Source organism: Leucobacter insecticola, from assembly GCF_011382965.1.
In the GTDB taxonomy this organism is placed as follows: domain Bacteria; phylum Actinomycetota; class Actinomycetes; order Actinomycetales; family Microbacteriaceae; genus Leucobacter; species Leucobacter insecticola.
In genome coordinates, this window is record NZ_CP049934.1 from 2,048,605 (window position 1) to 2,074,392 (window position 25,788).

General features: G+C 62.1%; 22 protein-coding genes, 2 tRNA genes and 3 pseudogenes. 18 read left to right on the forward strand and 9 right to left on the reverse strand.

Going from position 1 to position 25,788, the window contains the following annotated elements:
• Positions 1-108: 108 nt before the first annotated feature.
• Positions 109-996, reverse strand: coding sequence for a MetQ/NlpA family ABC transporter substrate-binding protein (locus tag G7067_RS09455; RefSeq protein ID WP_166323742.1), 888 nt, complete (start codon positions 994-996; stop codon positions 109-111).
• Between the two features lie 259 nt (positions 997-1,255).
• Here G7067_RS09455 and G7067_RS09460 point away from each other — a divergent pair, with 259 nt between their 5' ends.
• From G7067_RS09460 to G7067_RS09470, 3 genes are all read left to right on the forward strand, one after another.
• Positions 1,256-2,695: a glyceraldehyde-3-phosphate dehydrogenase gene (locus G7067_RS09460; RefSeq protein ID WP_166323744.1), complete on the forward strand. Its 1,440-nt coding sequence runs from the start codon at positions 1,256-1,258 to the stop codon at positions 2,693-2,695.
• An 86-nt stretch (positions 2,696-2,781) separates the two neighbouring features.
• Complete coding sequence (locus G7067_RS09465) at positions 2,782-3,627, forward strand: universal stress protein (protein WP_166323746.1); 846 nt, start codon at positions 2,782-2,784, stop codon at positions 3,625-3,627.
• 25 nt (positions 3,628-3,652) lie between these two features.
• Positions 3,653-4,300: an MBL fold metallo-hydrolase gene (locus G7067_RS09470; RefSeq protein ID WP_166323748.1), complete on the forward strand. Its 648-nt coding sequence runs from the start codon at positions 3,653-3,655 to the stop codon at positions 4,298-4,300.
• On the opposite strand, the gene G7067_RS09475 is transcribed toward G7067_RS09470, so the two are convergent.
• Positions 4,301-5,422: a glutathione S-transferase family protein gene (locus tag G7067_RS09475; protein WP_166323750.1), complete on the reverse strand. Its 1,122-nt coding sequence runs from the start codon at positions 5,420-5,422 to the stop codon at positions 4,301-4,303.
• 28 nt (positions 5,423-5,450) lie between these two features.
• Positions 5,451-5,960 (reverse strand): flavin reductase family protein, encoded by a 510-nt coding sequence (locus G7067_RS09480; RefSeq protein WP_166323752.1) that lies wholly within the window; start codon positions 5,958-5,960, stop codon positions 5,451-5,453.
• Between the two features lie 123 nt (positions 5,961-6,083).
• Here G7067_RS09480 and G7067_RS09485 point away from each other — a divergent pair, with 123 nt between their 5' ends.
• The 4 genes from G7067_RS09485 (at position 6,084) to G7067_RS09500 (ending at position 10,341) form a co-directional block, all read left to right on the forward strand.
• Complete coding sequence (locus G7067_RS09485) at positions 6,084-6,569, forward strand: glutathione peroxidase (protein WP_166323754.1); 486 nt, start codon at positions 6,084-6,086, stop codon at positions 6,567-6,569.
• A 304-nt stretch (positions 6,570-6,873) separates the two neighbouring features.
• A complete protein-coding gene (locus G7067_RS09490) occupies positions 6,874-7,224 on the forward strand; it encodes a PadR family transcriptional regulator (protein WP_166323756.1) in 351 nt (116 codons plus the stop codon).
• A gap of 2 nt (positions 7,225-7,226) precedes the next feature.
• Positions 7,227-7,589 (forward strand): DUF1048 domain-containing protein, encoded by a 363-nt coding sequence (locus G7067_RS09495; RefSeq protein ID WP_166323758.1) that lies wholly within the window; start codon positions 7,227-7,229, stop codon positions 7,587-7,589.
• 145 nt (positions 7,590-7,734) lie between these two features.
• Positions 7,735-10,341, forward strand: a complete 2,607-nt coding sequence (locus G7067_RS09500) for a DUF7507 domain-containing protein (protein WP_166323760.1) — start codon at positions 7,735-7,737, stop codon at positions 10,339-10,341.
• Between the two features lie 74 nt (positions 10,342-10,415).
• On the opposite strand, the gene G7067_RS09505 is transcribed toward G7067_RS09500, so the two are convergent.
• Positions 10,416-11,507: a Zn-dependent alcohol dehydrogenase gene (locus G7067_RS09505; protein WP_166323762.1), complete on the reverse strand. Its 1,092-nt coding sequence runs from the start codon at positions 11,505-11,507 to the stop codon at positions 10,416-10,418.
• Between the two features lie 211 nt (positions 11,508-11,718).
• Positions 11,719-11,794: transfer RNA gene (locus tag G7067_RS09510), tRNA-Val, on the reverse strand.
• Between the two features lie 115 nt (positions 11,795-11,909).
• On the opposite strand from G7067_RS09510, the gene G7067_RS09515 reads away from it, so the two are divergent.
• Positions 11,910-13,583 (forward strand): AMP-dependent synthetase/ligase, encoded by a 1,674-nt coding sequence (locus tag G7067_RS09515; protein WP_244301041.1) that lies wholly within the window; start codon positions 11,910-11,912, stop codon positions 13,581-13,583.
• Here G7067_RS09515 and G7067_RS09520 read toward each other — a convergent pair.
• Entirely contained in the window at positions 13,580-13,939 is a 360-nt protein-coding gene (locus tag G7067_RS09520; protein WP_341872885.1) for a redoxin domain-containing protein, read from the reverse strand. The two genes, G7067_RS09515 and G7067_RS09520, sit on opposite strands and share 4 nt — an antisense overlap.
• Positions 13,940-14,281: 342 nt before the next feature.
• Between G7067_RS09520 and aceE the strand changes: the two are divergent.
• The 9 genes and pseudogenes from aceE to G7067_RS09560 all read left to right on the forward strand — a co-directional run bounded on the left by aceE (position 14,282) and on the right by G7067_RS09560 (position 22,778).
• Positions 14,282-17,007 (forward strand): annotated as a pseudogene (gene aceE / locus G7067_RS09525) (pyruvate dehydrogenase (acetyl-transferring), homodimeric type).
• 11 nt (positions 17,008-17,018) lie between these two features.
• Entirely contained in the window at positions 17,019-18,218 is a 1,200-nt protein-coding gene (locus G7067_RS09530) for a PucR family transcriptional regulator (RefSeq protein WP_166323766.1), read from the forward strand.
• Positions 18,219-18,297: 79 nt separating this feature from the next.
• On the forward strand, positions 18,298-19,215 hold the full coding sequence (locus G7067_RS09535; RefSeq protein ID WP_166326035.1) for an ACP S-malonyltransferase: 918 nt from the start codon (positions 18,298-18,300) through the stop codon (positions 19,213-19,215).
• Positions 19,216-19,232: 17 nt separating this feature from the next.
• Positions 19,233-20,237: a beta-ketoacyl-ACP synthase 3 gene (locus tag G7067_RS09540; protein WP_166323768.1), complete on the forward strand. Its 1,005-nt coding sequence runs from the start codon at positions 19,233-19,235 to the stop codon at positions 20,235-20,237.
• 91 nt (positions 20,238-20,328) lie between these two features.
• On the forward strand, positions 20,329-20,577 hold the full coding sequence (locus G7067_RS09545) for an acyl carrier protein (RefSeq protein ID WP_166323770.1): 249 nt from the start codon (positions 20,329-20,331) through the stop codon (positions 20,575-20,577).
• 76 nt (positions 20,578-20,653) lie between these two features.
• Positions 20,654-21,891 (forward strand): annotated as a pseudogene (locus tag G7067_RS09550) (beta-ketoacyl-[acyl-carrier-protein] synthase family protein).
• 17 nt (positions 21,892-21,908) lie between these two features.
• Positions 21,909-22,232: pseudogene (locus G7067_RS09555) on the forward strand (type 1 glutamine amidotransferase family protein); the annotation flags it as partial.
• Positions 22,205-22,651, forward strand: coding sequence for a glutamine amidotransferase-related protein (locus tag G7067_RS14935; RefSeq protein WP_341872886.1), 447 nt, complete (start codon positions 22,205-22,207; stop codon positions 22,649-22,651). The pseudogene G7067_RS09555 and the gene G7067_RS14935, both read left to right, overlap by 28 nt.
• 53 nt (positions 22,652-22,704) lie before the next feature.
• Positions 22,705-22,778, forward strand: a tRNA-Ile gene (locus G7067_RS09560).
• A 223-nt stretch (positions 22,779-23,001) separates the two neighbouring features.
• Here G7067_RS09560 and G7067_RS09565 read toward each other — a convergent pair.
• On the reverse strand, positions 23,002-23,772 hold the full coding sequence (locus G7067_RS09565) for a DMT family transporter (RefSeq protein WP_244301044.1): 771 nt from the start codon (positions 23,770-23,772) through the stop codon (positions 23,002-23,004).
• A gap of 65 nt (positions 23,773-23,837) precedes the next feature.
• Between G7067_RS09565 and G7067_RS14675 the strand changes: the two genes are divergently transcribed.
• Positions 23,838-23,966 carry a hypothetical protein gene (locus tag G7067_RS14675; protein ID WP_280115703.1) on the forward strand — a complete coding sequence of 43 codons (129 nt, stop codon included), beginning with the start codon at positions 23,838-23,840 and terminating at the stop codon, positions 23,964-23,966.
• On the opposite strand, the gene gmk is transcribed toward G7067_RS14675, so the two are convergent.
• Both gmk and pyrF read right to left on the reverse strand, forming a co-directional pair.
• Complete coding sequence (gene gmk / locus G7067_RS09570; RefSeq protein WP_166323772.1) at positions 23,963-24,877, reverse strand: guanylate kinase; 915 nt, start codon at positions 24,875-24,877, stop codon at positions 23,963-23,965. The genes G7067_RS14675 and gmk overlap by 4 nt on opposite strands.
• A gap of 46 nt (positions 24,878-24,923) precedes the next feature.
• On the reverse strand, positions 24,924-25,787 hold the full coding sequence (pyrF, locus tag G7067_RS09575; RefSeq protein ID WP_166323774.1) for an orotidine-5'-phosphate decarboxylase: 864 nt from the start codon (positions 25,785-25,787) through the stop codon (positions 24,924-24,926).
• Position 25,788 lies beyond the last annotated feature (1 nt).

Consider the following 25,788-nt stretch of genomic DNA (forward strand, 5'->3'; position numbering starts at 1 on the left):
TATGTGTTCTCCCCGCATCCCAGCACTGATCGCGACGCGGCTGATCGACCTCACGGATCGGGGCGCCCGAAATTCGAACGCCCCGATCTTATGCGGTTTCAGACCGATTTACTTGTTCTTGCGAACCTGCTCTTCGGAATCCTTGAGGTACTGCTGCAGCTCCGATGCCGGGGTCTTCAGCAGAATTGCACTGTCACCCGAGTTCTCGAACACACCTGCCTGCACCTTTTCGGTGTTCTGGTAGATCTCGACGAGCTTCTTGTAGGTCGGGTTGTCGGCGTCAGCCTTCTTCGCCGCGAACACGTTGACGAAGAACTTCGCGCCCTCGTCTTCAGGATCATCCTGGTAGAGCGCCTCGTCAAACTTCAGGCCAGCCTCGGTGACGAAGTCGTTATTCACCACAGCGGCGTCGACATCAGACAGCGAGGTCGCCGTGAATGCCGCGTCCATCTCGGTCACGGTGATCTTCGACGCAGCGGTGTCGATGTCCGCGGGGGTCGAGAACAGCGTGCCGCCGTCCTTCAGCTTGATGAGACCGGCGGACTCCAAGACGTTCAGCGCACGGGCACGGTTCGTGGGGTCGGCGGGAATCGCCACTTTGCCACCCTCGGGGATCTCAGAAAGCTTCGTGTGCTTCGTGGAGAAGACGCCCAGCGGGTAAATCGCCGTCGAGCCGATCGGCACCAGATCATCGTTGTTCGCGACGTTGTAGTCGGCAAGATACACGATGTGCTGGAACTGATTCAGATCCAGTTCACCAGCGCTCAGCGCGGGGTTCGGCTGGTTGTAGTCGCTGAAGTCCTTGAGCTCGACCGTGATTCCCTCGTCAGCCGCTGCTGCGACGAAAGTATCCCAGTAGGGATCGCTCGCTCCCACTACGCCGATTTTGACGGTCTCGGCTGAAGTCTCGTCAGATGCCGGGCTTGAACACCCGGTCAGGGTGAGGGCAAGGGCAGTGAGTGACGCGGTTATCAGACCCGCTTTTTTCAGTGACATGGTGATCCATTCTGTCGGAGTTTCGTGAACGAGAGTGCTCGAGTGTCGCCGCAGATGCGGTTCACCCTCCCTGCGGCACGTCAACAGCCTGATGCACAACACCTTGGCGGCGCAATTTCGCGTGTCACACTGCGTCATCGTGACTCGCCCCGGCTCTCCCCGGCTCCGCAGATCGATGTGGGATACTGGGTAGCGACGCCACTGTGTCTCCGGCGGGCAGGCCGAAGCTCTTCATCCTTGAAAGGAACCCTCCGTTCACATGAATCAGCGAGCTGTGTCTCACCTCGAGGCTTGGAAGACCAAGCAGGAACTCGCAGAGCGGATGATCCCGCTGATCGGGCAGCTCTACCGTGACCGCGACATTGTAATGTCGGTGCACGGGCGCAGTCTGGTCGGCCGCTCCGCCATTGACATCATTCGCGCGCACAGCTTTGCGCGCAAGATTGACGACGTCGAGCTTCCGCTCGAAGAGACCTCCGCGGTGGTCGAGGCGCTTGCTGAGATCCAGCCCGGGCCGGTATCCATCGATCTCGCGCTCCTCGCGAACGGCTTCCGCGCTTCAGGATCCGCTGACCTGCACGCGTACCTGCGTGAGGCACTTGCGCCGGCGCTCGGTGCTCAGCCCAGCAAGGGCAGCGACGTTGTGCTGTATGGCTTCGGCCGTATCGGCCGCCTGCTCGCGCGCATCATCATTGAGCACACCGGCAGCGGCAACGGCCTAAACTTGCGTGCGATTGTTGTCCGCAAGGGTGCCGAGAATGATCTTGAGAAGCGTGCGAACCTGCTGCGTCGCGATTCTGTTCACGGCCCCTTCAACGGCACGATCAAGGTGCTGCCCGAGGAGAACGTGATCCTCGCCAACGGTGTGCGGATCCAGGTCATCTACTCGAACGACCCGGCCGATGTTGACTACACCGCCTACGGCATCGAGGACGCGATCCTCGTCGACAACACCGGCCGCTGGCGCGACAGCGAAGGCCTCAGCCAGCACCTGAAGAACAAGGGCATCGCTCGCGTGCTGCTGACCGCGCCGGGCAAGGGCGACATGCTGAACGTCGTCTACGGCGTCAACAGCTCAAGCATCACCGATGCGCACACGATTCTGAGCGCTGCTTCGTGCACCACCAACGCGATCACTCCGGTACTCAAGGTCATCAATGACAAGTTCGGCGTGAAGCAGGGGCACGTCGAGACCGTGCACTCGTACACGAACGATCAGAACCTGATCGACAACTTCCACAAGGGCGACCGCCGCGGCCGTTCTGCCGCACTGAATATGGTGCTCGCGGAGACCGGTGCTGCCAAGGCCGTTTCGAAGGCGCTCCCCGAATTTGAAGGCAAGCTCACCGGAAACGCGATCCGCGTGCCTACGCCGGACGTCTCTATGGCGGTCTTGAACCTGCAGCTTGAGACCGAGACCAACCGTGACGAAATCAACTCCTTCCTGGAGAAGGTCTCGCTCACCGGAGCTTTGCGCACCCAGATCGACTACGTTGAGTCGCCGGAGATCGTATCGACGGACTTCGTCGGCTCCAACCGGGCAGGCATCGTTGACGGTCTTGCAACGATCGTGACCGGTAACACCGCCGTGCTGTACGTCTGGTACGACAACGAGTACGGCTACAGCTGCCAGGTCGTGCGGATCATCGAGCAGCTCGCAGGCAGCCACCCGGCACACCTGCCGGCGCTCGAAGCATAGCCAACACAGCAGAGTTTCATCATCTGCGCTCGCGGGCGTGCTGAAGCGCTATCCTGAAAGAAATCCGAATAGAGAGAGGACCCACGATGTCCGAGAAGTATCTCATTGGAGTAGACGGATCAGAGCAGAGCAGGGTTGCCCTCGCCTGGGGCCTTGCTCGCGCAACCGAGCGCGGCGCAGATGTCGAGCTCCTGCATGTTGCCGATGACTCGTTCCTATCAGAGAGTGTTGCCTTCCTCTCGGAGGCGCAGAAAGCCTCCGAGCAGATGCTGAACGCGGAGATCGAGTACGCGCGCAGTCTCGGCTTTACGGGCAAGATCACCGGTAACGCGGTGGTCGGTCACCCGATCGCCGAACTCGAAGAGGCATCGCGTAGCGCTGATCTTCTGGTGCTCGGCGCTCACAGCGGCAGCCGTCTCGCCGGATCCTTCTTTGGCACCCGCGCAGTGAAGGCCGCCGCTACCGCGCACTGCCCGGTGGCGGTGATCCCGAACAACGACGCGAACCCCAATGCGGCCGTCGTCGTCGGTGTCGACGGATCCGAAGCCTCGAAGAAGGCAATCGCGTTTGCCGCCGAGGAAGCTTCCTTCCGCGGTCTCGCGCTCGTCGCGGTCTATGCGTGGATGCCGCCGCTCACCCCGGGGCTGGAGTACCTGTGGAGTGAAGAACTCGTTGATTCGCAGCGCTCGGCCGCCGAGGAAGCGATCGCTATCGGCGTTGCGGGGCTCGCAACCCGCTACCCGGATCTCGAGATCCGGCGCGAGATCGTGCAGGCGCCCCCGGTTGCCGCTCTTGTGCAGGCAGCGGAGGGCGCTGAACTGGTGGTCGTGGGAAGCCGCGGTCGCGGTGGTCTCTCCCGGCTACTCCTCGGTTCGGTCAGCCACGGCGTGCTCCAGGCGCTCCCCTGCCCGGTGATTGTGACGCGGGCGTAGTTTTGCGCACGGTGAGGGCGGGCACATGACCGCGGTCAAGATCGAGCGGCTCATCACCTCCGGGTTCATTGGTACCGGGCAACCGGGACTTCCCCCGGAGGGGATCAAGCTCGAAAACAACGTCTGGTTTGTTGGGGATGACACCGAGGTGCTCGTCATCGACGCGGCGCACGATGCTGAGGAGATTGTGCGGACCGTGGGCGAGCGCGACACGCTCGGGATCCTCCTGACCCACGGACACGAGGACCACATTGGTGCTGCAGTTGAGGCAGCCAGACTTCTCGATACCCACATCTATTTACACCCGGATGACCTGTTTCTTTGGGACCAGCTCTACGAAGAAGCCAGCCCTGACTTTCAGCTCACTGAAGGTGCGACGTTTTCGGTCGCCGGCGTTGATCTCACTGCAGTGCACACCCCGGGCCACACCCCAGGGTCGATGTGTTTTGTCGCGCAGGATCTGAACACGGTGTTTTCGGGCGACACACTCTTCCAGGGTGGACCGGGGGCCACCCGCTGGGAGTACTCAAGTTTCCCGCAGATCGTCGAATCGATTCAGACCAGCTTGTTCACGCTGCCCGGCAGCATGACCGTGCAGCCGGGTCACGGCGATCACACCAGTATCGAGGCTGAAGCCCCGGCGCTTGACGCCTGGCTCGCGCGGGGCTGGTGATCAGTCTCCCGCGGGGTACATGGGATTGTGACCCGCGGTGACACGCTCATGTGGTGGGACCGGTCCCGGAGCAGTGCCTGCCCCAAATGGCGCGTCGCCAAGGTTCTCGCGTCCGTGCGGTTCGAGCCAGTCGGAAAGATCCGGGCCGGCGGGGACGATCCCCGTGGGATTGATGTCACTGTGCGTGATGTAGTAGTGCTCTTTGATCTCTTGGAAATCAACAGTGTCGCCAAAGCCGGGTGTCTGGAATAGATCGCGTGCGTAGGCCCACAGATGTGGCATCTCGCTCAGGCGTTGACGGTTCGTCTTGAAATGACCGTGATACACGGGATCAAAGCGGACAAGCGTGGTGAAGAGTCGCACGTCCGCCTCGGTGATGCGATCCCCCATCAGGAACCTGCGAGTCGCGAGGCGATCCTCAAGCCAATCGAGCGTCGACCACAAACGTGCGTACGCCTCGTCGTAGGCCGCCTGACTGCCCGCAAAGCCGCAGCGATACACGCCATTGTTGACCTCGGTGAACACGCGGTTCATGAGCGGCCACATTTCCTCGCGATGCTCAACCGGGAGAAGATCGGGCGCGCCCTCGCGATGAAACTCCCGCCACTCGGTCGAGAAGTCGAGCGTGATTTGGGGGTAGTCATTGGTGACGACAGCGCCCGAGGGTATGTCCACGATCGCGGGGACGGTGATCCCACGTGGATAATCGGGGAACCTGGCGAAGTAGTTGCTTTGCAGCCGTTCAGTGCCAAGCACTGGATCGCGCCCGTCGGGATCCAGATCAAAGGTCCAGGATCGGGCGTCATGCACGGGGCCGGGAAGCCCGATAGAGATCACATCTTCAAGACCCAGGAGCCTGCGCACGATGAGCGTTCGGTTCGCCCACGGGCACGCCCGTGCCGCAACCAGTCGGTAGCGGTGCGGCTCGACCGGCCACGCCTGTGCCCCGTCGCTGAGGCCAGCGCCAACCGTGCCAATCTTCGATGCGGGTGGAGCGGGGAGCTGACGCACGGCATCCGGATCCGCGACGATGCGATCCTCGATGTACTGCGTATCGCGTTCGAAGGCTTCTCCGTCGGTGACGTAGCTTCCCCTGGTCGAGTACTCGTTTTGTGCTGACACGTTGGTCCTCCTTGAGTGTGCGGTCGCGCTAGAGCGTGTGGAACGTTCGATCCTGATACACCATTGCGGCGTCCGACTCGCCGAAATGCGCGCCCAACACCTCCGCGATCACGACGACGGATGAGCCCACACCGAGCGAGTGAAGAGTTTGGCACCGCAGGGCGACCCGCGAGTCGCGCAGGAATGGTTCTCCCGTCTCGAGATATTCCCAGCCCTGCTCCGCTGTAAACCGTTCAGAGCCGGAAACGGCAAAGGTTTGCGCGATCTCAGTGTGCCTGCGGTCGAGCAAGTGCACCATGTAGGTGTCGGCGCCAAGGATCCCTCCCGCACTCCCCGTCGCACGCGTGACGGAGAAGGACAGCGTTGGTGGATCAATACCCACCGAGGCCACACTTGACGCTGTGAGGCCGACAGGCCCCTCGGGGGTCTGCGCGGTGATGAGTGAGACGCCGGCAGGGTGCTCCCGGAACGCCCGCTTCAGTGCCTCGGCCCCACTGAACTCAACTGGAATTGATGCGTCCCCGTGCGTTGAAGCCATCCTTGCCAACCTTTCCTCGTTGCTCGCGACGGTATCGTGTTCTTCCGCTACGCGATGCAACACCAGCGGGGCCGCTTTCATTCCGAAAGCCCGTTCACAGCATGCAGGAATAGTCTGTGAACCATGAACCTCCGCGAGATCCCCCTCACCACCATCGACGGCGACGCTACCTCCCTCTCGGATTATGCGGACCGTGTGGTGATGGTCGTCAATGTCGCATCGAAATGCGGGCTCACCCCCCAGTACGAGACGCTGGAGGAGTTGCAGAAGAAGTATGCCGACCGCGGTTTCACCGTGCTCGGCTTCCCCTGCAACCAGTTCCTCGGTCAGGAGCCCGGCGGGGCAGAAGAGATCAAAGAGTTTTGCTCGATGACCTACGGCGTTTCCTTTCCACTGATGGAAAAGGTCAAGGTCAACGGGCGCGACAAGCATCCGCTGTATGAGATTCTGCACGAGGTCCGCGACAGTGCAGGAAAGAAGGGGCGCGTGAAGTGGAACTTCGAGAAGTTCGTGATCGCGCCGGATGACTCGATTGCCCGGTTCCGCCCGACGACGCTTCCCGATGATCCCGCGGTCATTGCGGCCATTGAGAACGGATTGCCGCGATAGTTTTCTGAGTCTCCCTGCGTAAGTGTGGATCCAGAGCCGCTTCACCGTCACGACGATCCCTGGTTTTCGATACTTCGCCCCACTGCCGCTCGCCGCTGGCGTTAGTGCGCCAGTGAATCGAAAGCAAGCCTCAAGGCGATGCCAACGACGCTGAACAGGCCCTTGACCCACACTCATGCTCGAAAACTCAGTCTGTATTCACGTCCCCGCTGAGTGACCCCGCTCCACGGTATTTAGCATTGCTAAGTACTAGTACTTAGTGTTACTATCTAGAGATAGTCAGTGACACAGAGTAGGGGAAATCGTGGCAAAACAGATCACTGAGATGCTGAAGGGCACGCTCGACGGCATTGTTCTCGCAATCCTGGCAGACAAGCCTGCCTACGGCTATGAGATCACTTCTGGGCTGCGAGAGCGGGGATTCTCAGACATAGTCGAGGGCACAATTTACGCACTCTTGGTGCGTATCGAGCAGCGCGGGTTCGTTGATGTCGCGAAAGTCGCCTCGGAAAAAGGGCCACCGCGCAAGGTCTACACGCTCAACGCATCAGGGCGGGCGTACCTGCGCGATTTTTGGACCACCTGGAGCTTTCTTGCCGAACGCATCGAAGAGCTACGCAACATCACGGATCACCCCGAAACAGAAGGAAAATAATCATGGCCGCAACATGGATCGAAACCGTCACTGGATCATTCGAAGACAAGAAGCGCTGGCGGAAGTACAAGGCACGCAAGCAGGATCTCCCCCAGAGCTACCGCACCGCGATCAACGGACTCGAACGCTACATTATGTACGCGGGAGCCATCGTCAAGGGCGACATCCTGATGCAGATGATGGAGGATCTGCTCGATCTATTCGAACAGGCGGCAGCCGATTCAACTTCGATCCGTAATATCGTGGGCGATGACCCTGTCGAGTTCGCCGAAGATTTCCTTCTGAACTACGAGGATGGCCGTTGGGTGAACAAGGAGCGCACGCGCCTGAATGACGCCATAGACAAAGCGGTGCGCGAGGCGTGATCCCCCACCGGGTATGACGCAACTGTCGGAACGAGGCGCGAAACGCCGGGCGCACACGAGATCAGATAGCATGGGCAATACTCAAAGAATACATTTCAAATTGCAGTGTACCTATTTGCACCGCTGCGAATCCCAGGGGGGAAACTTGAAGACAGCACTAGCGCGCGCCATTGCCGCAATCGGAGTGATCGCCATTGGTTTTGCCACATTCACACCGGCAGGCGCACAAGCCGCTCCAATCGACGGCGTGACCGCGCCTGGCCGGGCCACCGGCTCCGGCAAATGGGGGTATGTTGGCCAATTCGGCAGCCTGAACAAAACGGCTCAGCCGTCGCTCGGTGACTTCATCTTTCCTTACGCCATCGACGTCAATGAGAACGAGATCGTCGTTACTGACTCAGGATTGGCCTCGTGGGAATCGGGCAACAAGGCGCTCGGCCACTCAGTACAGACCTTCGCGCTGACCGCAGATCCGGGAGCCGCTGGCCACGGCAACTATCTCGGTGGCGGCCAGTACGACATCATCAACACGAAGAGCGGAGTGATCGACCCGCACAGCATTCTCAGCCCGACGGCAATTGACTACTACGCGATTGGCACCCCGCGAGGACCCCGCGGTGCGGCTTTCGGCGCCAATGGCGAGGTCTACGCCCTGAGCTACGAATCCGGTACTCCGACCGCTTCATCGGTTCAAATGCGGGAGTACTCAAGTTCCACCCTGGCCGACATTACCAATATTTGGGGCCCGTACGACTACCGTCAGACTGGCGCCCTGCCGGGCCCGGTTGCTGTTGACACCGATGCCGTTGGAAATGTGTACGCGACTACCAACACTGGCGTTGTGGTCTACGGCAGTGACGGCACTTTTCTGTCTTCCGTTGGTTTCTATTTTGATCAGGACGGGCAGAACCAAGGAACACGCGTGAATTGGCCAACCCGCGCTGTCGACGTACCGAGAGAATACGGAAAGCCTGACTATCTGGGCGAGAGCCTTGGGCTCAGCGTCACCGAAGAGAACGGTCAAATCGTCGTCTACCTCGGCGACGCGGGTGGCTACTACCAGCCCGACTACAAAATCCATTTTCCTGGGGGCTCATCCACTGCGCAGTACTTGAAACCGGCTTCGATCAAGAAGTATGTGCTGACCACGAGCGGCGGCATCGTCGATGCTCGCTGGAATCCGGCAGGCTGGAAATGGACACTCGACACGAGTTTTGGTGACAACGGGGCGATTCAATTTCCGGGGAGCACACTGATTGATCTCTTCGGAAGCCCGCGGTTCACCGCGCAGGGTGTGTTTGGGCTGGAAGCGGACCCGGGTAGCGGAACGCTCTACTACTCCCTGAACGGCGTCTCCGGCGTAAAACTCGGCGCTGTGGATCTCACCACGGGGCAAACGGCGGTCTCCGCCCCCGCGCCGGTGAATACGCCGAGCGCACAACAGGATTCGGCCATGAACTTCGTTCGCGGTATCGCGGTCGACGACCGCGGCCTCGTCTACGCCACCACGCAGCAATCGACAACACCGAGCACCACGCGCGCGATCGTGCAAATCTGGGGCAAGACACCGACCTCGATCGAGGGGACCGCTGAGGCGGTCGCCGAGCCCCGAAGCGCCACCCTGACCTGGGAAGAATCCACCGTCGGATATCAGCAACCGGATCTGCTCGACTACGTGGTGAAATATCGCAAGGTCGGTGACACCGTGTGGTCGGCAGCGGCTGTCCCCGGGGGTACAACGACATCGACGGAGCTTTCACGCACCATAACCGGGCTCACCCCCGAGACTGACTATGAGGCGACGATCACGCCCTTCAACGAGGCTGGTTCCGGTGATCCGGCTAGCGTCACCTGGACGACACCGGCCGTTGACCCCGCCATCTCGGTGACAAAAACCGGAAATGGTGTTTCCGCGGGCACAGCCGCGGACGCGCTCAACGTCGCGTCTGGTGCACGCGTGACCTTCGAGTACACCATCTCCAACGGCGGCAACGTCGCCGTCACCGACGTTGTTCTCAACGATTCCGTGCTTGGCAGTGTGGATCTGCCGACCGACTTCGACGGCACCCTTGAACCCGGTGAAAGCGTCACTGTCTCAGCGGACGGCAACATTCCCGCGGGCAGCTACTCCAACACGGCCACCGCGACAGCGCTTGCTGAAGGCAGCGACATCACGGCGACCGCGGTGTGGCACGGCTTTGGGGTGACCTCCGGCTTGACGCTCGTCAAGCAGGGCAACGGCAAGACTGCGCGCAGCGCCGACAAGGCCGTCCAGGTTGCTGCTGACTCCCCGGTCACCTTTAGCTACAGCGTCACAAACACCGGTAATACCGCTGTCACCGGGCTGAGCCTTACAGACGATGTACTTGGTACCGTCACGCGGGTAACGGCACCTGAAGGATTCGATGGCACACTCGCTCCGGGCGCCGCTGTAACGTTTGAGGCGATCGGGGACGTGCCACTGGGTGCGTATCAGAACACCGCAGTGGCCAGTGGCACCGTGACCGGCACGGGTACGGCCGTGACGGTGAAGGACCAGTGGTTTGGGTTCGGCGTCGCTGCTGGTGTCGCGCCGGATCCGGATAGTCCTGGCCTCAACAAACCCGGCACTGACGGCGGCTCCAAATCTCCGACACTCAGCGCAACGGGTGGCGACGGCCTGGCACCCCTCGGCTTGGCAGCGGTGTTGTTGAGCGCATGCGGCGGCGTCCTGCTGCTGCTCCGCCGTCGTGCGGGAACAAGGATTCGCTAGTTTAGGCGCCGCACACGCGCCAAGGGGGCGGATCCCGGACAGGATCCGCCCCCTTGGCGGCTATACGGCAGAGACTACGAGAAGTTGGTGATGACCACCCGGTTCACCTGCGGATCCTTGAGACGCGTGTACCCCTCGTTGAGGTCACCCAGCGAGATCTCCTCCGAGATGAGGTCGTCGAGGTTCAAGCGGCCGTCGAGGTAGAGATCCACGAGCGACGCGATATCGCGCTTCGGGACACCCGAACCCATGAAGACGCCCTGCACGGCCTTGCGATTGAAGATGTTGTCCATGCTGGCGAGCTCGAGCGTGTTGCCGCCCATGCCGATCTGGTAGAGCGTGCCGCCGCGATCGAGCATGTCGTAGCCCTGACGTGCCGTCGCGGGAATACCCACCACGTCGAAGGCGTAGCGGACGCCGTAGCCGCCGGTGAGTTCTTTCACTGCGGCGACCGGATCGCTCGTGCCCGAGTTAATGACGTGGGTAGCGCCGAACTTCTTGGCGGTCTCGAGCGTCGCGTCGTTGAGGTCGACCGCAATGATCTTTGCGGCCCCGGCGAGAAGTGCGCCGCTGATGACGTTGAGGCCGACACCACCGGCACCGATAAGCACTACGGTCTCGCCGCGTTCGACCTTTGCCGCGTTCAGGACTGCACCGGTGCCTGTGATGACGCTGCAGCCGAGCACGGACGCCTGCGGGAAAGGCATGTGATCCGGTATCTTCACGAGCATGTTCTCATGGACCAGCGCCTGCTCAGCGAAGCCGCCGAGCGCCATGCCCTGGTCGAGCGGCGCGCCGCTTGCGTCGGTGAGACGGGGCGCCTGATCCGCGCTGCGAACGGCTTCTCCGGGGTTGCGGCATAGGCCAACCTCGCCCGAGAGGCAGCGGGCGCACTTGCCGCAGAACTGCACGAGGCAGCCAGCGACGTGGTCGCCGACGTGCAGCGTGGTGACCGCTGATCCAACCTTTACGACGACGCCTGCAATCTCGTGGCCCAAGACCACGGGCGGCTGGTGCATCACCCCGTGGCTCATCTCCATGAAGTCACTTCCACACAGGCCCGAAGCCTTAATGTCGACGAGGACCTCATTTTCGAGAGGATCCGCGATTGTGACGTCTTCCTGCACCCAGCCTCCGCCGAGCGAGCGAGCAACCATGGCCTTCATCGGTTCCACCTTTATCTCTTCGATGAGTGAATGAATACCTCGTGAGCGTATCGCGGAGAGTCCCACCGGAGTTAGGCGTCGGGCGAATCCCGCTTGGATGCGGGCGCAGAATCCGCGATCGCTGCGCTTCCCCGGCGCACCCTACACGGTCGGGTCCACGCCATACGTGCGGTGAATGCCGGGTGCGTTCGACGGTTTGTGACGCATATTGTGGTGGGCCCGGCCGGGATCGAACCGACGACATCCACGGTGTAAACGTGGCGCTCTACCAGCTGAGCTACAGGCCCTCCGCTCGCGAAAGCGAACTTCACCATCTTAGGGGAAAAACCCGCGCGGCACGAATCGCGGGCATGGCTCCCCAACATGCAATCTGAGCATGCGCTCTCCCGTAGTGTGTGCAACGTGCCACACAGTGATTCCAAGACGTCGTCCCGGCCACTACCCAAAACGCACGTTAGCTCTCCGCTGCTTGTCGATCCCGAAGGACTCCGTAACGTTACGGATCTGCTCGCGGACCGGGTCAGAAAAGCGCCAGATCACGTATGTTTCGAGGTCCGCGAGCCCGGTGCGAGCCCGACGGGACCGTGGCAACCGATCAGTACGAAGGAATTCGCGAACACTGTCGAAGGTCTGGCCAAGGGGATGATGGCCGCGGGCTTCGCTCCGGGCGACACCGCCGTAATTATGGCCCCGACCCAGTACCTGTGGGCGGTGGTTGACCACGCCATCCTCTTCGCAGGCGGCATCGTAGTGCCGGTATATGACACTGCGACGCTCCCCCAGCTCGAGATGACGCTGCAGGATGCACGGCCCACCTTTGCTTTTGTAGACACTCACGAACACGGCCAGCAGCTTCTGGAATCCGGACGCCCCAAAGGCGCCCTCATCACCCACCGCAACATGGCCGGGCTCACCGTCAACACCGCTGCCGAATACGACTATCCTTTCAAGGACTCCGGGAACACGGTCCTGTTTCTTCCGCTCACCCACGTCCTTGGCCGCGCGGTGCAGCTCGTGTGCATTGCAAGTGGAATGCGGGTCGCGCACCTCTCAAGCACGAAGGACATGGTGCCGGCGCTTGCCACTGTCCAACCGACGTTCCTGATGGTGGTGCCCCGCGTCCTCGAAAAGATCATAGAGGCCGCCGCAAGTTCTACGCGCGAAAAGCGGCTCGGCTGGGCTTGGCGCATGGCCCACCGCACCGCTGTCGCGTGGGGCAGACTTGCCGAGCGCGGCGACGGCGCCATGACGTCACGGCCCTCACTGGGGCTCAAGCTCGGCCATGCGATCTTCGACCGTATCTTCTACCGCAGGATCCGCGCCCTTCTCGGAGGCAGACTTGAACACTTGCTCTCGGGCGCAGCGACCCTCCGCCCCGACATCTCCCTATTCTTTACTGGAATCGGGATCACCGTCATTGAGGGCTACGGGCTGACCGAAACGACTGCGCCGCTCACGGGTGGCCGCGCCGGCTCCCTCGTAGCGGGCACAGTCGGAGTACCACTGCCGGGAAATGAGGTGCGTATCGCGAGCGACGGCGAGGTCGAAGCCAAAGGCATTGGGGTGTTTACCGGCTACCGCCGAGCGGAAGACAATGCCGAAGCCTTCACACACGATGGCTACTTCCGCACCGGAGATCAGGGCGTGCTCGATGACCAGGGCCGACTCACACTTACGGGTCGACTCAAAGACACCATCATCACTTCGACCGGTCGCACCGTTGCACCAAACTCCTGGGAGGAGGCGGTGGAAGCGCATCCACTCGTCGCGTACGCGACGATGGTCGGTACGGATCGCCCGTATCTCACAGCCCTCATCGTGCTCGACGACGAGTACACCAGACTCGAAACACCGCGCGGGATCACGCGCTGCGAGGATCCCGCGATCACCGCCGAAATAGCCGCGACGATCACGGAAGCGAATCGCCGGGTCTCACCCACCGAGCAGGTGCAAGCTCAGACACTGGTGCAGATCCGCCCGAGCCGTATGGACGACTTCCAGACTCCTACACTCAAGCTGAAGCGACGCGAACTGATGCGCGAGTGTGCGCCTCTGGCCGATGAGATGTACCGCTAGGCAAGCTGCGCGATGGCCTCGCGGTACGAGCCGAAGTCTCGGGCTTGGCCGGGCTCGGTCTCAAACGAAGCAAGGACCTTGCGATCAGCGCCGATCAGGAGCGTTGCGCGCGTCGCAATTCCCCGTTCCTCGACGAACACGCCGTACTCCTTGGCGACACCGCCGTGCGGCCAGAAGTCGGAGAGGATGGAGAACTCGTAGCCCTCTTCTTTTGCCCACGCCTGCAGCGCAAACACCGAGTCGACGGAGATGCCAATGAGGCGCACTTTGCTGTCGGAGAACACCGAGAGATTGTCACGCAGCTCGCACAACTCTCCCGTGCAGATGCCCGAGAAAGCCAGCGGGAAAAAGACCAGCGCAACCGGCCCTCGGCGACGAGCTCCGAGAGCCGTAGCTCCTCACCGTGCTGGTCAGAGAGAGTGAAATCTGGCGCCACTGCGCCCTGTTGAAGCACCACGGTGCCTCCCTTCTGGCGCGTTCGGCACCGATGCTTGGACGGGTTTCTGGTGTTAAGACTATCGATCCTGCCGAATATTGTGCGATTTAGTTGCTTCTGGCCGAAAGATGCCGTGGTTTGTCGTTGATATTCGATAGTCTGGCGGTGACCCGCGGACCAGCGGGGACCGTTCGTGCTTCGTTACGGCTGCACCAAGCCGCGTTCGTTTCAAGCACGGCTCATGGTGAACGGAGTACCTATCTTGGCTGTGAACACGCAGGATCCATACGCACCTGATCATGATGATCTGGATCCCCAAGAAACGGCAGAGTGGCGTGAGTCGCTGGGTGCCGTCGTAGAAGAGCGGGGCGCCGGTCGTGGTCGCGAGATCATGACAAGCCTGCTCGATCAGTCGCGCAAACTGCACTTGAATGTGCCGCAGGTGCCGACGACCGACTACGTCAATACCATTGCCTCAGAAGACGAACCGGCGTTCGCGGGCAACGAAGAACTTGAGCGCAACTACCGCTCTTGGATTCGCTGGAACGCGGCGATGACCGTGCACCGCGCGCAGCGCCCCGGAGTCGGCGTTGGTGGACACATCTCCACCTACGCCTCCGCCGCCTCGCTGTACGAGGTCGGGTTCAACCATTTCTTCCGCGGTCAGGATCACCCAGGCGGTGGCGACCAGATTTTCGTGCAGGGCCACGCCTCCCCGGCATGTACGCTCGCGCGTTCCTCGAAGGGCGCCTCAGCGCCGACCAGCTCGACGGCTTCCGGCAAGAGAAGTCGCACCTCGGGAACGGCCTGCCGAGCTATCCTCACCCGCGCCTCGCCCCTGACTTCTGGCAGTTTCCGACCGTGTCGATGGGCCTGGGCCCGATCAATGCGATCTATCAGGCGCAGCTCAACAAGTACCTCACCAACCGCGGCATTAAGGATGCCTCTGACCAGCACGTCTGGGCGTTCCTCGGCGACGGCGAAATGGACGAGGTCGAGAGCCGCGGCCAGCTGCAGGTCGCCGCAAACGAGGGCCTCGATAACCTCACCTTCGTGATCAACTGCAACCTGCAGCGGCTCGACGGTCCGGTGCGTGGCAACGGCAAGATCATTCAGGAGCTCGAAAGCTATTTCCGCGGCGCCGGCTGGAACGTCATCAAGGTGATCTGGGGTCGCGAATGGGATGACCTTCTCGCCCGCGACACCGATGGCGCGCTGCTGAACCTCATGAACACCACCCCCGACGGTGACTTCCAGACCTACAAGGCCGAAAGTGGCGGCTTCGTGCGCGATCACTTCTTCGGACGAGACGAGCGCACGCTCAGCCTGGTGTCGGACTACACCGACGAACAGATCTGGGGACTTCGTCGCGGCGGTCACGACTACCGCAAGGTCTACGCGGCCTACAAGGCGGCGACCGAACACAAGGGGCGCCCGACGGTGATCCTGGCGAAGACCATCAAGGGGTACGGCCTCGGCCCGCACTTCGAGGGCCGCAACGCGACGCACCAGATGAAGAAGATGACGCTGGAAGATCTAAAGCTCTTCCGTGACACCATGCACATCCCGATTTCTGATGCGCAGCTCGAAGCTGATCCGTATCTCCCGCCCTACTACCACCCGGGCGAGAACGACGAAGCGATCCAGTACATCCACGAGCGGCGTCGCGCGCTCGGTGGCTACCTGCCGGAGCGGCGCACGAAGCACAAGGAACTCGCGCTGCCCGAGCCGAAGAGCTATGCGATCGCCGCGAAGGGATCCGGCACGCAAGAGGCCGCCACCACGATGGTCTTCGTGCGCATGCTGAAGGACCTCATGCGCGACAAGAACATGGGCTCGCGCTTCGTGCCGATCATCCCCGATGAGGCACGCACATTCGGCATGGACTCGTACTTCCCGACGTCGAAGATTTACAATCCTCACGGCCAAAATTATGTCTCCGTAGACCGCGAGCTCCTGCTCGCATATAAGGAAAGCCCCGAGGGCGTGCTCCTCCACGTCGGCATCAATGAGGCGGGCGCGACCGCCGCATTCACTGCGGTCGGCACCTCCTACTCAACCCACGGCGAGCCGCTCATCCCGGTCTACATCTTCTATTCGATGTTCGGCTTCCAACGCACCGGCGACGCCTTCTGGGCGGCCGGTGACCAGATGGCGCGCGGCTTTGTGCTTGGCGCGACTGCGGGCCGCACCACACTGACGGGCGAGGGCCTGCAGCACGCGGATGGGCACTCGATGGCACTCGCTGCGACAAACCCCGCTGTCATCGCTTACGATCCGGCCTACGGGTATGAGATGGGCCATATCGTCAAGGCTGGCCTCGAGCGGATGTACGGCGGCGAACACCCGGACCCGAACGTGATGTTCTACATCACGATCTACAACGAGCCCATCGTGCACCCGGCCGAACCCGAAAACGTGGATGCCGAGGGCATCGTTCGCGGGATCTACCGTGTCAGCCCAGCAGGCGCTGGCGAGCACGCAGCGCAGATCCTCGCCTCGGGAGTTGCCGTACCGTGGGCCATCGAGGCGCAAGAGCTTCTTGCCCGCGATTGGAACGTGGCCGCAGATGTGTGGAGTGTCACGAGCTGGAACGAACTCAGCCGCGATGGTGTTGCCGCCGAAGACCATAACTTCCGTCACATGGATGAGCCGGCTCGTGTGCCGTATCTCACGGAGAAGCTTGCCGGCCATGACGGCCCCGTTGTGGCGGTCAGTGACTGGGCGAAGCTCGTTCCCGAGCAGATCCGCCCATTCGTGCCCGGGGACTACTCTGTGCTCGGCGCCGATGGCTTCGGCTTCTCGGATACCCGCCAGGCGGCCCGCCGCTACTTCGGTATCGATCGCGAGTCGGTTGTCGTAAAGGTGCTACAGCGGCTTGCCGCGCAAGGCAAGATCGACGCGAGCATCCCCGCGAAGGCTGCCGCCCAGTATCGTTTGAACGATGTTAACGCGGGCACTACCGGCGGCGCCGGCGGTGAGGCATAGGACACGCCTCGATGGATCGCACGAAAGAACAGGAGCTCGCCTGGTTGCGCACGATCGCAGGCGAGCTCGCAACCCAGACGATCGCGCGGCTCGAAGACACCTTGCCCTGGTACGGCAATATGCCGCCGAGTCGCCGGTCAGCTGTTGGGTTGGTGGCTCAGACCGGCATTAGCTCCTTCGTTCAGTGGTACGAGGATCCGTCGGCGACCCCCTGGATCGCCTCGGACGTCTTCAGTTCCGCACCGCGCGAACTGCTGAGGTCAATTAGCCTGCAGGAGACGCTGCAGCTGATCCGGGTCGTCGTTTCGGTGGTTGAGGATCGCGTCGCACCCAGAAGCGAAGCATTGCGCGAAGCGATCATGCACTATTCCCGCGATGTCGCCTTCGCGGCAGCCGATGTGTACGCCCGCGCCGCTGAGGCTCGTGGCCTGTGGGACGCCCGCCTCGAAGCGCTCGTCGTTGACTCCATTCTCACGGGTGAATCTGATGATGAGTTGCCGAGCCGGATCGCGGCACTCGGTTGGCATGGTGATGGCGAGGCTGCGGTGCTGGTGGGCACCTCTGAACGTTTCGTCGACGTGGATCAGCTCCGCCGTTCGGCGCGCCATGCAGGTGCCGACGTACTTGTTGGGCTCCAGGGCACGCGCTTGGTCGTCGTGCTCGGGCGTATGGCTTCCCCGCCCAAAGATGGCAACGGCTCAGATACTGCACCTCTTTCGTTCCTTGAAATCGCGACGCGTCTTGCCGGAGGATTCTCCGACGGCCCACTCGTGCTTGGGCCCACTGTTGACAACCTCGTTGATGCATCCCGCAGCGCTCGTGCGGCGCTCGCCGGAGTTGCTGTGGCGAGGTCATGGCGCAACGCTCCCCGCCCGGTCGCGGCGGACGACCTGCTCCCTGAGCGCGCCCTGGCGGGCGACGGGCTCGCCCGCCGCACCCTCATCGAGCAAATCTATGAACCGCTGAGCGCGCACTCTGGCGAGCTGCTCGAGACGCTGTGGTGCTACCTGGACAACGGCCGCTCTCTTGAGGCGACCGCTCGCGAGCTATTCGTGCATCCCAATACGGTCAGATATCGTCTCAAAAAGGTCTCCGAGGTGATCGGTTGGAACGCGACGGGTGCGCGCGAAGCCCTGATCCTACAATCGGCCTTGATCGCCGGTTCAATCGCCCAACACGGCGTTCGCCGCGCCGCACCACTTAAAAAATGATGACTTTCCACAAAGATTTTTCTGATTTATGGTGCGTTATATGCAGGGTCTTCCCCGCATATCTGAGAAACTGGACGATGTGATTGTTCTCGCCTGCCCTGGACAGGGCTCTCAAACACCCGGTTTTCTGAACGAGTGGCTTGAACTTCCCGGTGCGCGCAATGCGCTCGGCGAAGCCTCCGAGCGCATTGGCGTCGACCTGATCGCTCACGGCACCGTGAGCGACGCGGACACGATCCGCGATACCGCCGTAGCTCAGCCCTTGATTGTCGCCGCCAGCCTCCTCGCTTGGCGCGAGCTTGCCGCCCGCACCTCTCTCGCAGGGGTCGGCGTCGCCGGACACTCGGTCGGCGAGTTCGCTGCGGCGGTCCTCGCCGGAGTGCTGAGCGAACACGACGCGCTCCAGCTTGTGGGCGTGCGCGGCCGTGCTATGGCCGAGGCTGCAACCCATTCCGAGACGGGCATGGCGGCGGTGGTTGGTGGCGCCGAGGACGACGTGCTCGAGAAGATTGCCGCCCACGGTCTGACCCCCGCCAACCGAAATGGGGGCGGTCAGATTGTGGCCGCCGGAGAGGTCGCCGGTCTCGCGGCACTCGCTGATGATGCTCCACGCGCTGCGCGCGTGATTCCGCTGCAGGTCGCGGGAGCATTCCATACGGAGTACATGGCCTCAGCGATCCCGAGCCTGCGTGCGGCGGCCTCCGAAGTCACCGCCAGTGACCCCACCCACACCCTGTGGACGAACAGCGACGGCTCCGTCGTCACTGACGGTGCCCACTTTGTGGAGCTGCTGGTATCGCAGGTCGCGCACCCGGTTCGTTGGGATGCGTGCATGACCGGGTTCCAGGACGCGGGCATCTCCGGCATGATCGAACTTACTCCCGCGGGCGCTTTGACGGGCATCGCCAAGCGGGCACTCAAGGGGACGCCAACCGTCGCGATCAAGTCCCCCGCAGACCTCGACGCGGCGGTCGCAATGCTCGCCGATGCTGCCTGATCGAAAGGATATCGAACGTGGCTCATCTTGTTCAAACCCAAGGCCCCGCACACACTCGGCTTCTCTCCATCGGAGCTTCGAGGGGAAACCTGAATGTCCCCAACGACGATCTTGTTGGCCCGATCGATTCCTCTGACGAGTGGATCCGTCAACGCACCGGAATCGTACAGCGGCGCCGTGCAAGCGAAGATATCGCGGCGGTCGATCTGGCCGTTGCTGCGGCTGATGAGGCAATCGTGCGTTCCGGGCTTGCTCGCGAAGACATCGATGGTGTCATTATTTCCACGATCTCCAACGTCGCGGTGACGCCGTCGATGGCCTCGCTCGCGGCACACCGACTCGGGCTCTCCCCCGCAGCAGCGTTCGACATCTCGGCCGCGTGCGCCGGCTACGTCTATGGCGTAGCCCAGGCCGATGCGCTTGTGCGTTCCGGCGTGTGCAAAAACGTGGTGGTCATTGGTGCGGAAAAGCTCTCCGAACTCGTCGATCCCACCGACCGCAGCATCTCGTTCCTTCTCGGTGACGGTGCAGGCGCGGTGGTCGTTGGTGCCGCCGATCACGCGGGTATCGGGCCCACCGTGTGGGGGTCCGATGGCGAAAAGTGGGATGCAATTCGCATGAGCACCACATTCCAGGAATATCGACACGGTGGCGGTGAGGTCGAATGGCCCACTCTGCGCCAGGACGGCCAGACCGTCTTCCGATGGGCAGTATGGGAGATGGCAAAGGTGGCACGCAACACGCTCGAGCAGTCGGGTGTGGATGTCGCGGACCTCGCAGCGTTCATCCCGCACCAGGCCAACATGCGCATCATCGACGAGTTCGCGAAGCAGCTGAAGCTCCCCGAAAGCGTCGTTGTTGCTCGCGACATCGAAATGCAGGGCAACACTTCCGCGGCGTCAATCCCGCTGGCTATGCACGCGCTCCTTGAGGAGCACCCCGAGCTTTCGGGCGGTCTGGCACTCACCATCGGATTTGGCGCAGGCCTCGTCTACGGTGCTCAGATCGTCGAAATGCCGTAATCTAAGCTACGGCTTAGCGTGGATCCCCTCGCTGATCCCCTACACTTCACACGGACTACTTTCCCACCACAACAACAAGGAGAATACGGAAATGGCATACAGCAACGAAGAGGTCCTCGCGGGGCTCGCAGAGCTCATCAACGACGAAACCGGTATCGCAGCTGACGTGGTTGCTGCCGACAAGTCCTTCACTGACGACCTCGACATCGATTCCATCTCGATGATGACCATCGTCGTCAACGCCGAAGAGAAGTTCGACGTCAAGATTCCCGACGAAGAGGTCAAGAACCTGAAGACCGTCGGCGACGCCGTCGACTTCATCGTCAAGGCACAGGCCTAAGCACTGTGATTGGGAGGCGGGCGTCGCCCGCCTCCCCCAAATTTGTACCCACTCGATCATGCGGAGCACGTAACACATGGCAAAGAAGATTGTCGTCACCGGTATCGGAGCAACGTCACCCATTGGTGGCACCGCCCAGGAGACCTGGGAAGCACTCCTCGCCGGGAAGTCTGGCGCGCGCAGCCTCGAGCACGAGTGGGTTGCCACATACGAACTCCCCGTACACTTCGCTGCGGAAGCCATTGTGCGCCCTGAAGAGGTGCTCGCGCGGCCGGTGGCCAAACGTCTCGATCCGTCGAGCCAGTTTGCGCTGATCGCCGCGATGGAAGCATTCGCAGATGCGGGGTCACCTGAGCTTCCTGCTGAGCGTCTTGGCGTCGACTGGGCAACCGGGATCGGCGGCCTATGGTCGCTCCTCGACGCCTGGGACACGCTCCGCGAAAAAGGCCCGCGCCGTGTCATGCCGCTGACCGTGCCGATGCTCATGCCGAACGCGCCCTCGGCGGCCGTCTCCATGCACTTTGAAGCACGCGCCTATGCGCGCACCGTCGCGTCGGCCTGTGCGTCAAGCACCGAGTCCCTCGTGAACGCGTACGAACATCTCCAGGCGGGCTACGCCGATGTTGTCATTGCGGGTGGTTCCGAATCTGCGATCCACCCCATCACTCTCGCCTCTTTCTCCTCAATGCAGGCACTTTCCAAGCGCAACGACTCCCCCTCAACCGCTTCCCGCCCCTACAGCATCGACCGCGACGGCTTTGTGATGGGCGAAGGTGCCGCGGCTCTCGTGCTCGAGACCGAAGAACATGCGCTTACCCGTGGCGCAAAGATCTACGCCGAGATTGCTGGCGGCGGAGTCACCGCAGATTCCTACCACATCACGGCCCCGAGCCCGAAGGCAAAGGAGCGATCCGCGCCGTCGAGTTGGCCCTGGCAGCGGCGGGCGCGAGCGTCGATGACGTCACCCACGTCAACGCGCACGCGACCTCAACGCCGACTGGAGACATTGCCGAGTACACCGCGCTGCGCGCTGTGTTCGGGGACCGAGTCGACTCGATCCCCGTTTCAGCGACGAAGGGCGCGACCGGGCACCTGCTCGGTGGCACCGGTGCGCTCGAGGCCGTATTCGCTGTACTCGCGGTACAGAACCGCATCGCTCCCCCAACGATCAATATCACCGAACAGGATCCGGCAATCCCGCTCACGATCTCCGGCGAGCCAATTCCGCTCGGAGAGGGCCCGCAGCTCGCGATCTCCAACTCATTCGGCTTCGGAGGCCACAACGCCGTTGTTGCGATCCGCTCGGTTGATTAGGGCGACACCGTAGAAACATGAAGCCGTTTTTGCTCGTTACCTCCCGCGGCGAGGACGATGTCGCCGCGGAAGAGCACGCGGCATACTGCCGACTGACGGGGCTGTTGCCGGAGGACCTCGAGTGGCGGCGTATCGATCGGGATCCACTCGGGACGGTCGAGTTTTCCCGATACTCGGGCATCATTCTCGCGGGCAGTCCGTTCACCGTCAGCGAGCCAAGCGAACGCAAGTCCGAGACCGAGTTACGCGTGGAGCAGGAGCTTGCCGCGCTGCTCGACGAGGTGATTGCTCGCGACTTCCCCTTTCTGGGAGTCTGCTACGGCATCGGCACGATCGGCGCACACCAAGGGGCAAAAGTCGACCGCACCTATGGGGAACCGTCGCAGGCGGTGCGGATCGCGCTGACCCCTGCCGGGCAAGACGATCCCTCTTTCACGAACTCCCCGCCGAGTTTGATGCGTTTGTTGGCCATAAGGAAGCGATCAGCGCGGTGCCTGACACCATCACCGTGCTAGCGGGATCCGCGAGCTGTCCGGTGCAGGCGTTTCGCGTCGGTAGCAACGTCTATGCGACTCAGTTTCACCCCGAGCTTGACACGGCAGCCTTCACCGATCGCGTGCGCACCTACGCGAATCACGGCTACTTCGACCCAATCGAGGTTGACGCGATCATCGAGGGCGTCGAGCATGTTGATGTGCGAGCCTCCCACATGGTGCTCGGCAGGTTTATTGAGGAGTACCTTTCTTCCACGCTGCGGTAGTGTGCCGTGTTCATGCTTCGCGCTCGGATTCACTAGACTGGATGCGCACACGAGGGGCGTTAGCTCAGCTGGTTAGAGCACCGGACTCATAATCCGTCGGTCGCGGGTTCAAGCCCCGCACGCCCTACTGAAGACACCTCATGCCTTACTGTGTGCGCAAATGGTTCTTTTGAGCACGCATAAGAACGATGTGCGCACACACTGGCGCGACGGAGTCGCGCCACCTCAATGGTGGGGTGCCGAAGCTTCGCGGATACGAGAGCTTCGCGAGTACGAGAGTTTCGCGGGCACCAAGCCTCGCGGCAGGCTACAACAAGACGACCGACGCATTGCGGCAATCGCTAGAAAGCTCAGTTCCCGGGCTTCTTCTCGGCCTGGGCGTCGAGCGCCGACACCCCTGTCTGAGGATGAAACTTAGCAAGGCCGAGCACGCCAAAGACCGCAAGGACCCCCGAAGCAATGAAGGCAAACACGGCCCACAGCGGCGCGCCTGCCGCCTCACCGAGCACCACGATTCCGATCAGCACTGCCACGATCGGGTCGATGACGGTGAGCCCCGCGACCACCAGGTCCGGCGGACCGGACGAGTAGGCATTCTGCACGAAGACCATGCCCAGCAGCGCGCCAACAATCAGCGCGGCGACACACATCCAGGTCAGGAGCTCAAATTCCCCCTGCTGTAATCGCCCGATGACGGCCTTCGCGAAGGTCGCGACGAAGCCATACAGCACGCCAGCTCCCGCAATATAGATGAGAGCGATCCCTCGATGGCGCAGCAGCAGAAACAACCCTAGTGCCACCGCGAGAACCACGGCAAAAGTGATCAGAATCACCGTCAGCTTCGTATCGGTGACGGGACGATCCGCGGCCGTAAACGCGGCGATCGTCACAAAGATCACGATCCCTGCGACGGCGAGGCCGATCGAGATCTTCACTCGTCTGCCGAGTCGCACGCGGCTCATCCGCGAGTTCAGCACTGAGGTGATGACGAGCCCTACCACGCCGATCGGCTGCACGATGATCAGCGGGGAGAACGAGAGCGATCCAATCTGAAACACCACGGCAAGACCAAGGAGCACGGTTCCGATCACCCATGACGGCCGCTTGATCAGGCTAAACACGTGGCGGAGCGACAGCCCCGATCCCGCGCTTGTACCGACAATTCGCTCAACCTTATTGAGTCCGCGTGACTGATACTGCGCCCCAAACGCCAGGAACGCCGCCCCACGAGCGCGAGGGGTATGCCGAGAAACTGCTTGGGGTCGAGCTGGGTAACGCTGCTCAGGGCCTCGGGCAACTGATCCATGAGGCTTAGCCGCGCATGAGTTCAACGAGGCGGTGAGCCGCCCGCGGCACCTCGTCGTTGATAATGATCTCGTCGAACTCTTCCGCAGAGGCAAGCTCAACCTTGGCGGTTTCCAAGCGCCTGCTGCGTTCTTCTTCACCTTCGGTGCCGCGCCCGACAAGTCGATTCACGAGCTCCTCCCAAGAAGGCGGGGTGAGGAAAACGAGACGAGCCTCAGGCATGCTCGCTCGCACTTGACGGGCACCCTGCAGGTCAATCTCAAGCAGCATGGGTTCACCATTCGCGGCGGCCTCGAGGACGGGCCCGCGCGGCGTCCCGTACCGGTGGCTGTTATGCACGGTCGCCCATTCGAGCAGTTCATCCGTGGCAAGCATCCGATCAAAACGCTCATCGTCGACAAAGAAATAGTGCTGGCCCTCAACCTCGCCGGGTCTCGGAGCGCGGGTCGTCACGGACACCGATAACTTCACCCCGGGGAAGTGTTCGCGGATATAGGCAGCCACTGTCCCTTTTCCCACGGCAGTCGGACCGGCGAGCACCGTAAGCGGTGGCCGGTTGTGCGTCGAAGCGACGCCGAGGCGTTCCCGCACAAAATTGGTGAGACGCTGCCGCTGGAATTTGCCGAGCCCACCAAGGCGCTTACGCTCAGATATCTTGAGCTGATCGAGGATCCGCGCAAGTTTCACCTCGCCGATTGCGGGCAGAGCGAGCAGAAAATCGGTGATGCGGAGCGTCGCTGCAGGGGTGTTCGTCTCAAGAGACTGCTCAAGCACCTTCAGCGGCGAAAGCTCACCGCTTCGCAGCTTCTGCTTCAGTTCTGCACGTGCACGCCGGGCAGCGATCGCGGCCCGGTTTGCTGCAACACGGTCAACTTCGGGCATGACGAATTGCGCTGTGTTCTTCGCGTGCTGCTCACTCATTCGTGTCCTCATGTCTCTCGTTCACTCACACCGTACTCTCACGAGTTCAGACTGCCTGGGGAACCAACGCCTTCGCAATAGTATCCGAACGCCTTCGGACACGCTCAGCGAGCCCGTCGCTTCCACCCGTCAGCACACTGCGCGACTCATTCGCGAGCAGCGCCCAACCGAGACCACCGAAAGTCTCCGCCGCATTCTCAATACTCGCACCCTGATGCCCGAAGCCGGGGGCGAGTACCGGGATGGCTGGGCTGGCCGGGGGCAGCGTCACATCGATGCCGAAGTCCGCGAGCGTCAGCGTCGCACCCAGCACGACGCCGACGGAGTTAACGTGGTTGTCGTGCGGAGACGTGAACGCCACGGCGTCCTCCACCATCGCCTGCGCAACGGTGCGTCCGTCTTCGCGCACGGCGCGCTGCACCTCGCGGGCCTCGGGATTCGAGGTCGCAGCGAGCACAAACATGCCCTTGCCGTGCTCGCGAATCAGCTTAAAGGCTCCGGAGAGGCTGCCAAAGCCCTGGTAAGCCGCAACCGTCATCGCGTCAGCTTCAAGCGGCGATCCCGGACTCAGCCACGCCTCCGCGTAGGCGGCGAAGCTGGATCCGATATCACCGCGCTTCACGTCGGCAATGACCAGCAGCCCGGCCTCGCGCGCGTCAGCTAGCACCCGTTCGAGCGCCACGAAGCCGGCGGATCCAAACCGCTCGAAGAACGCGATCTGCGGTTTCACGCACGCCGCGACACCGGCCGCTGCCGCGACGACATCGCGTCCCATGCGCTCGGCCCCTGCAGGATCGTTTCCGAGTCCCCACTCGGCGAGCAACGGAGCGTGAGGATCAATTCCCACGCACAGGTGCCGTTTCGCGGCAAATTCCGCGCCCAGACGTTGCGAGAAGTTCCGTGCGGTCATG

Excerpts from the sequence above, each read along its gene's own strand:
- pyrF (WP_166323774.1), bottom strand. The coding sequence starts at position 25,787 with ATGACCGCACGGAACTTCTCGCAACGTCTGGGCGCGGAATTTGCCGCG.
- G7067_RS09480 (WP_166323752.1), bottom strand. The coding sequence starts at position 5,960 with ATGGCTTCAACGCACGGGGACGCATCAATTCCAGTTGAGTTCAGTGGG.
- G7067_RS09495 (WP_166323758.1), top strand. The coding sequence starts at position 7,227 with ATGGCCGCAACATGGATCGAAACCGTCACTGGATCATTCGAAGACAAG.
- G7067_RS09455 (WP_166323742.1), bottom strand. The coding sequence starts at position 996 with ATGTCACTGAAAAAAGCGGGTCTGATAACCGCGTCACTCACTGCCCTT.
- G7067_RS09470 (WP_166323748.1), top strand. The coding sequence starts at position 3,653 with ATGACCGCGGTCAAGATCGAGCGGCTCATCACCTCCGGGTTCATTGGT.
- G7067_RS09485 (WP_166323754.1), top strand. The coding sequence starts at position 6,084 with ATGAACCTCCGCGAGATCCCCCTCACCACCATCGACGGCGACGCTACC.
- G7067_RS09545 (WP_166323770.1), top strand. The coding sequence starts at position 20,329 with ATGGCATACAGCAACGAAGAGGTCCTCGCGGGGCTCGCAGAGCTCATC.
- G7067_RS09460 (WP_166323744.1), top strand. The coding sequence starts at position 1,256 with ATGAATCAGCGAGCTGTGTCTCACCTCGAGGCTTGGAAGACCAAGCAG.
- G7067_RS09505 (WP_166323762.1), bottom strand. The coding sequence starts at position 11,507 with ATGAAGGCCATGGTTGCTCGCTCGCTCGGCGGAGGCTGGGTGCAGGAA.
- G7067_RS09530 (WP_166323766.1), top strand. The coding sequence starts at position 17,019 with ATGGATCGCACGAAAGAACAGGAGCTCGCCTGGTTGCGCACGATCGCA.
- gmk (WP_166323772.1), bottom strand. The coding sequence starts at position 24,877 with ATGAGTGAGCAGCACGCGAAGAACACAGCGCAATTCGTCATGCCCGAA.
- G7067_RS09465 (WP_166323746.1), top strand. The coding sequence starts at position 2,782 with ATGTCCGAGAAGTATCTCATTGGAGTAGACGGATCAGAGCAGAGCAGG.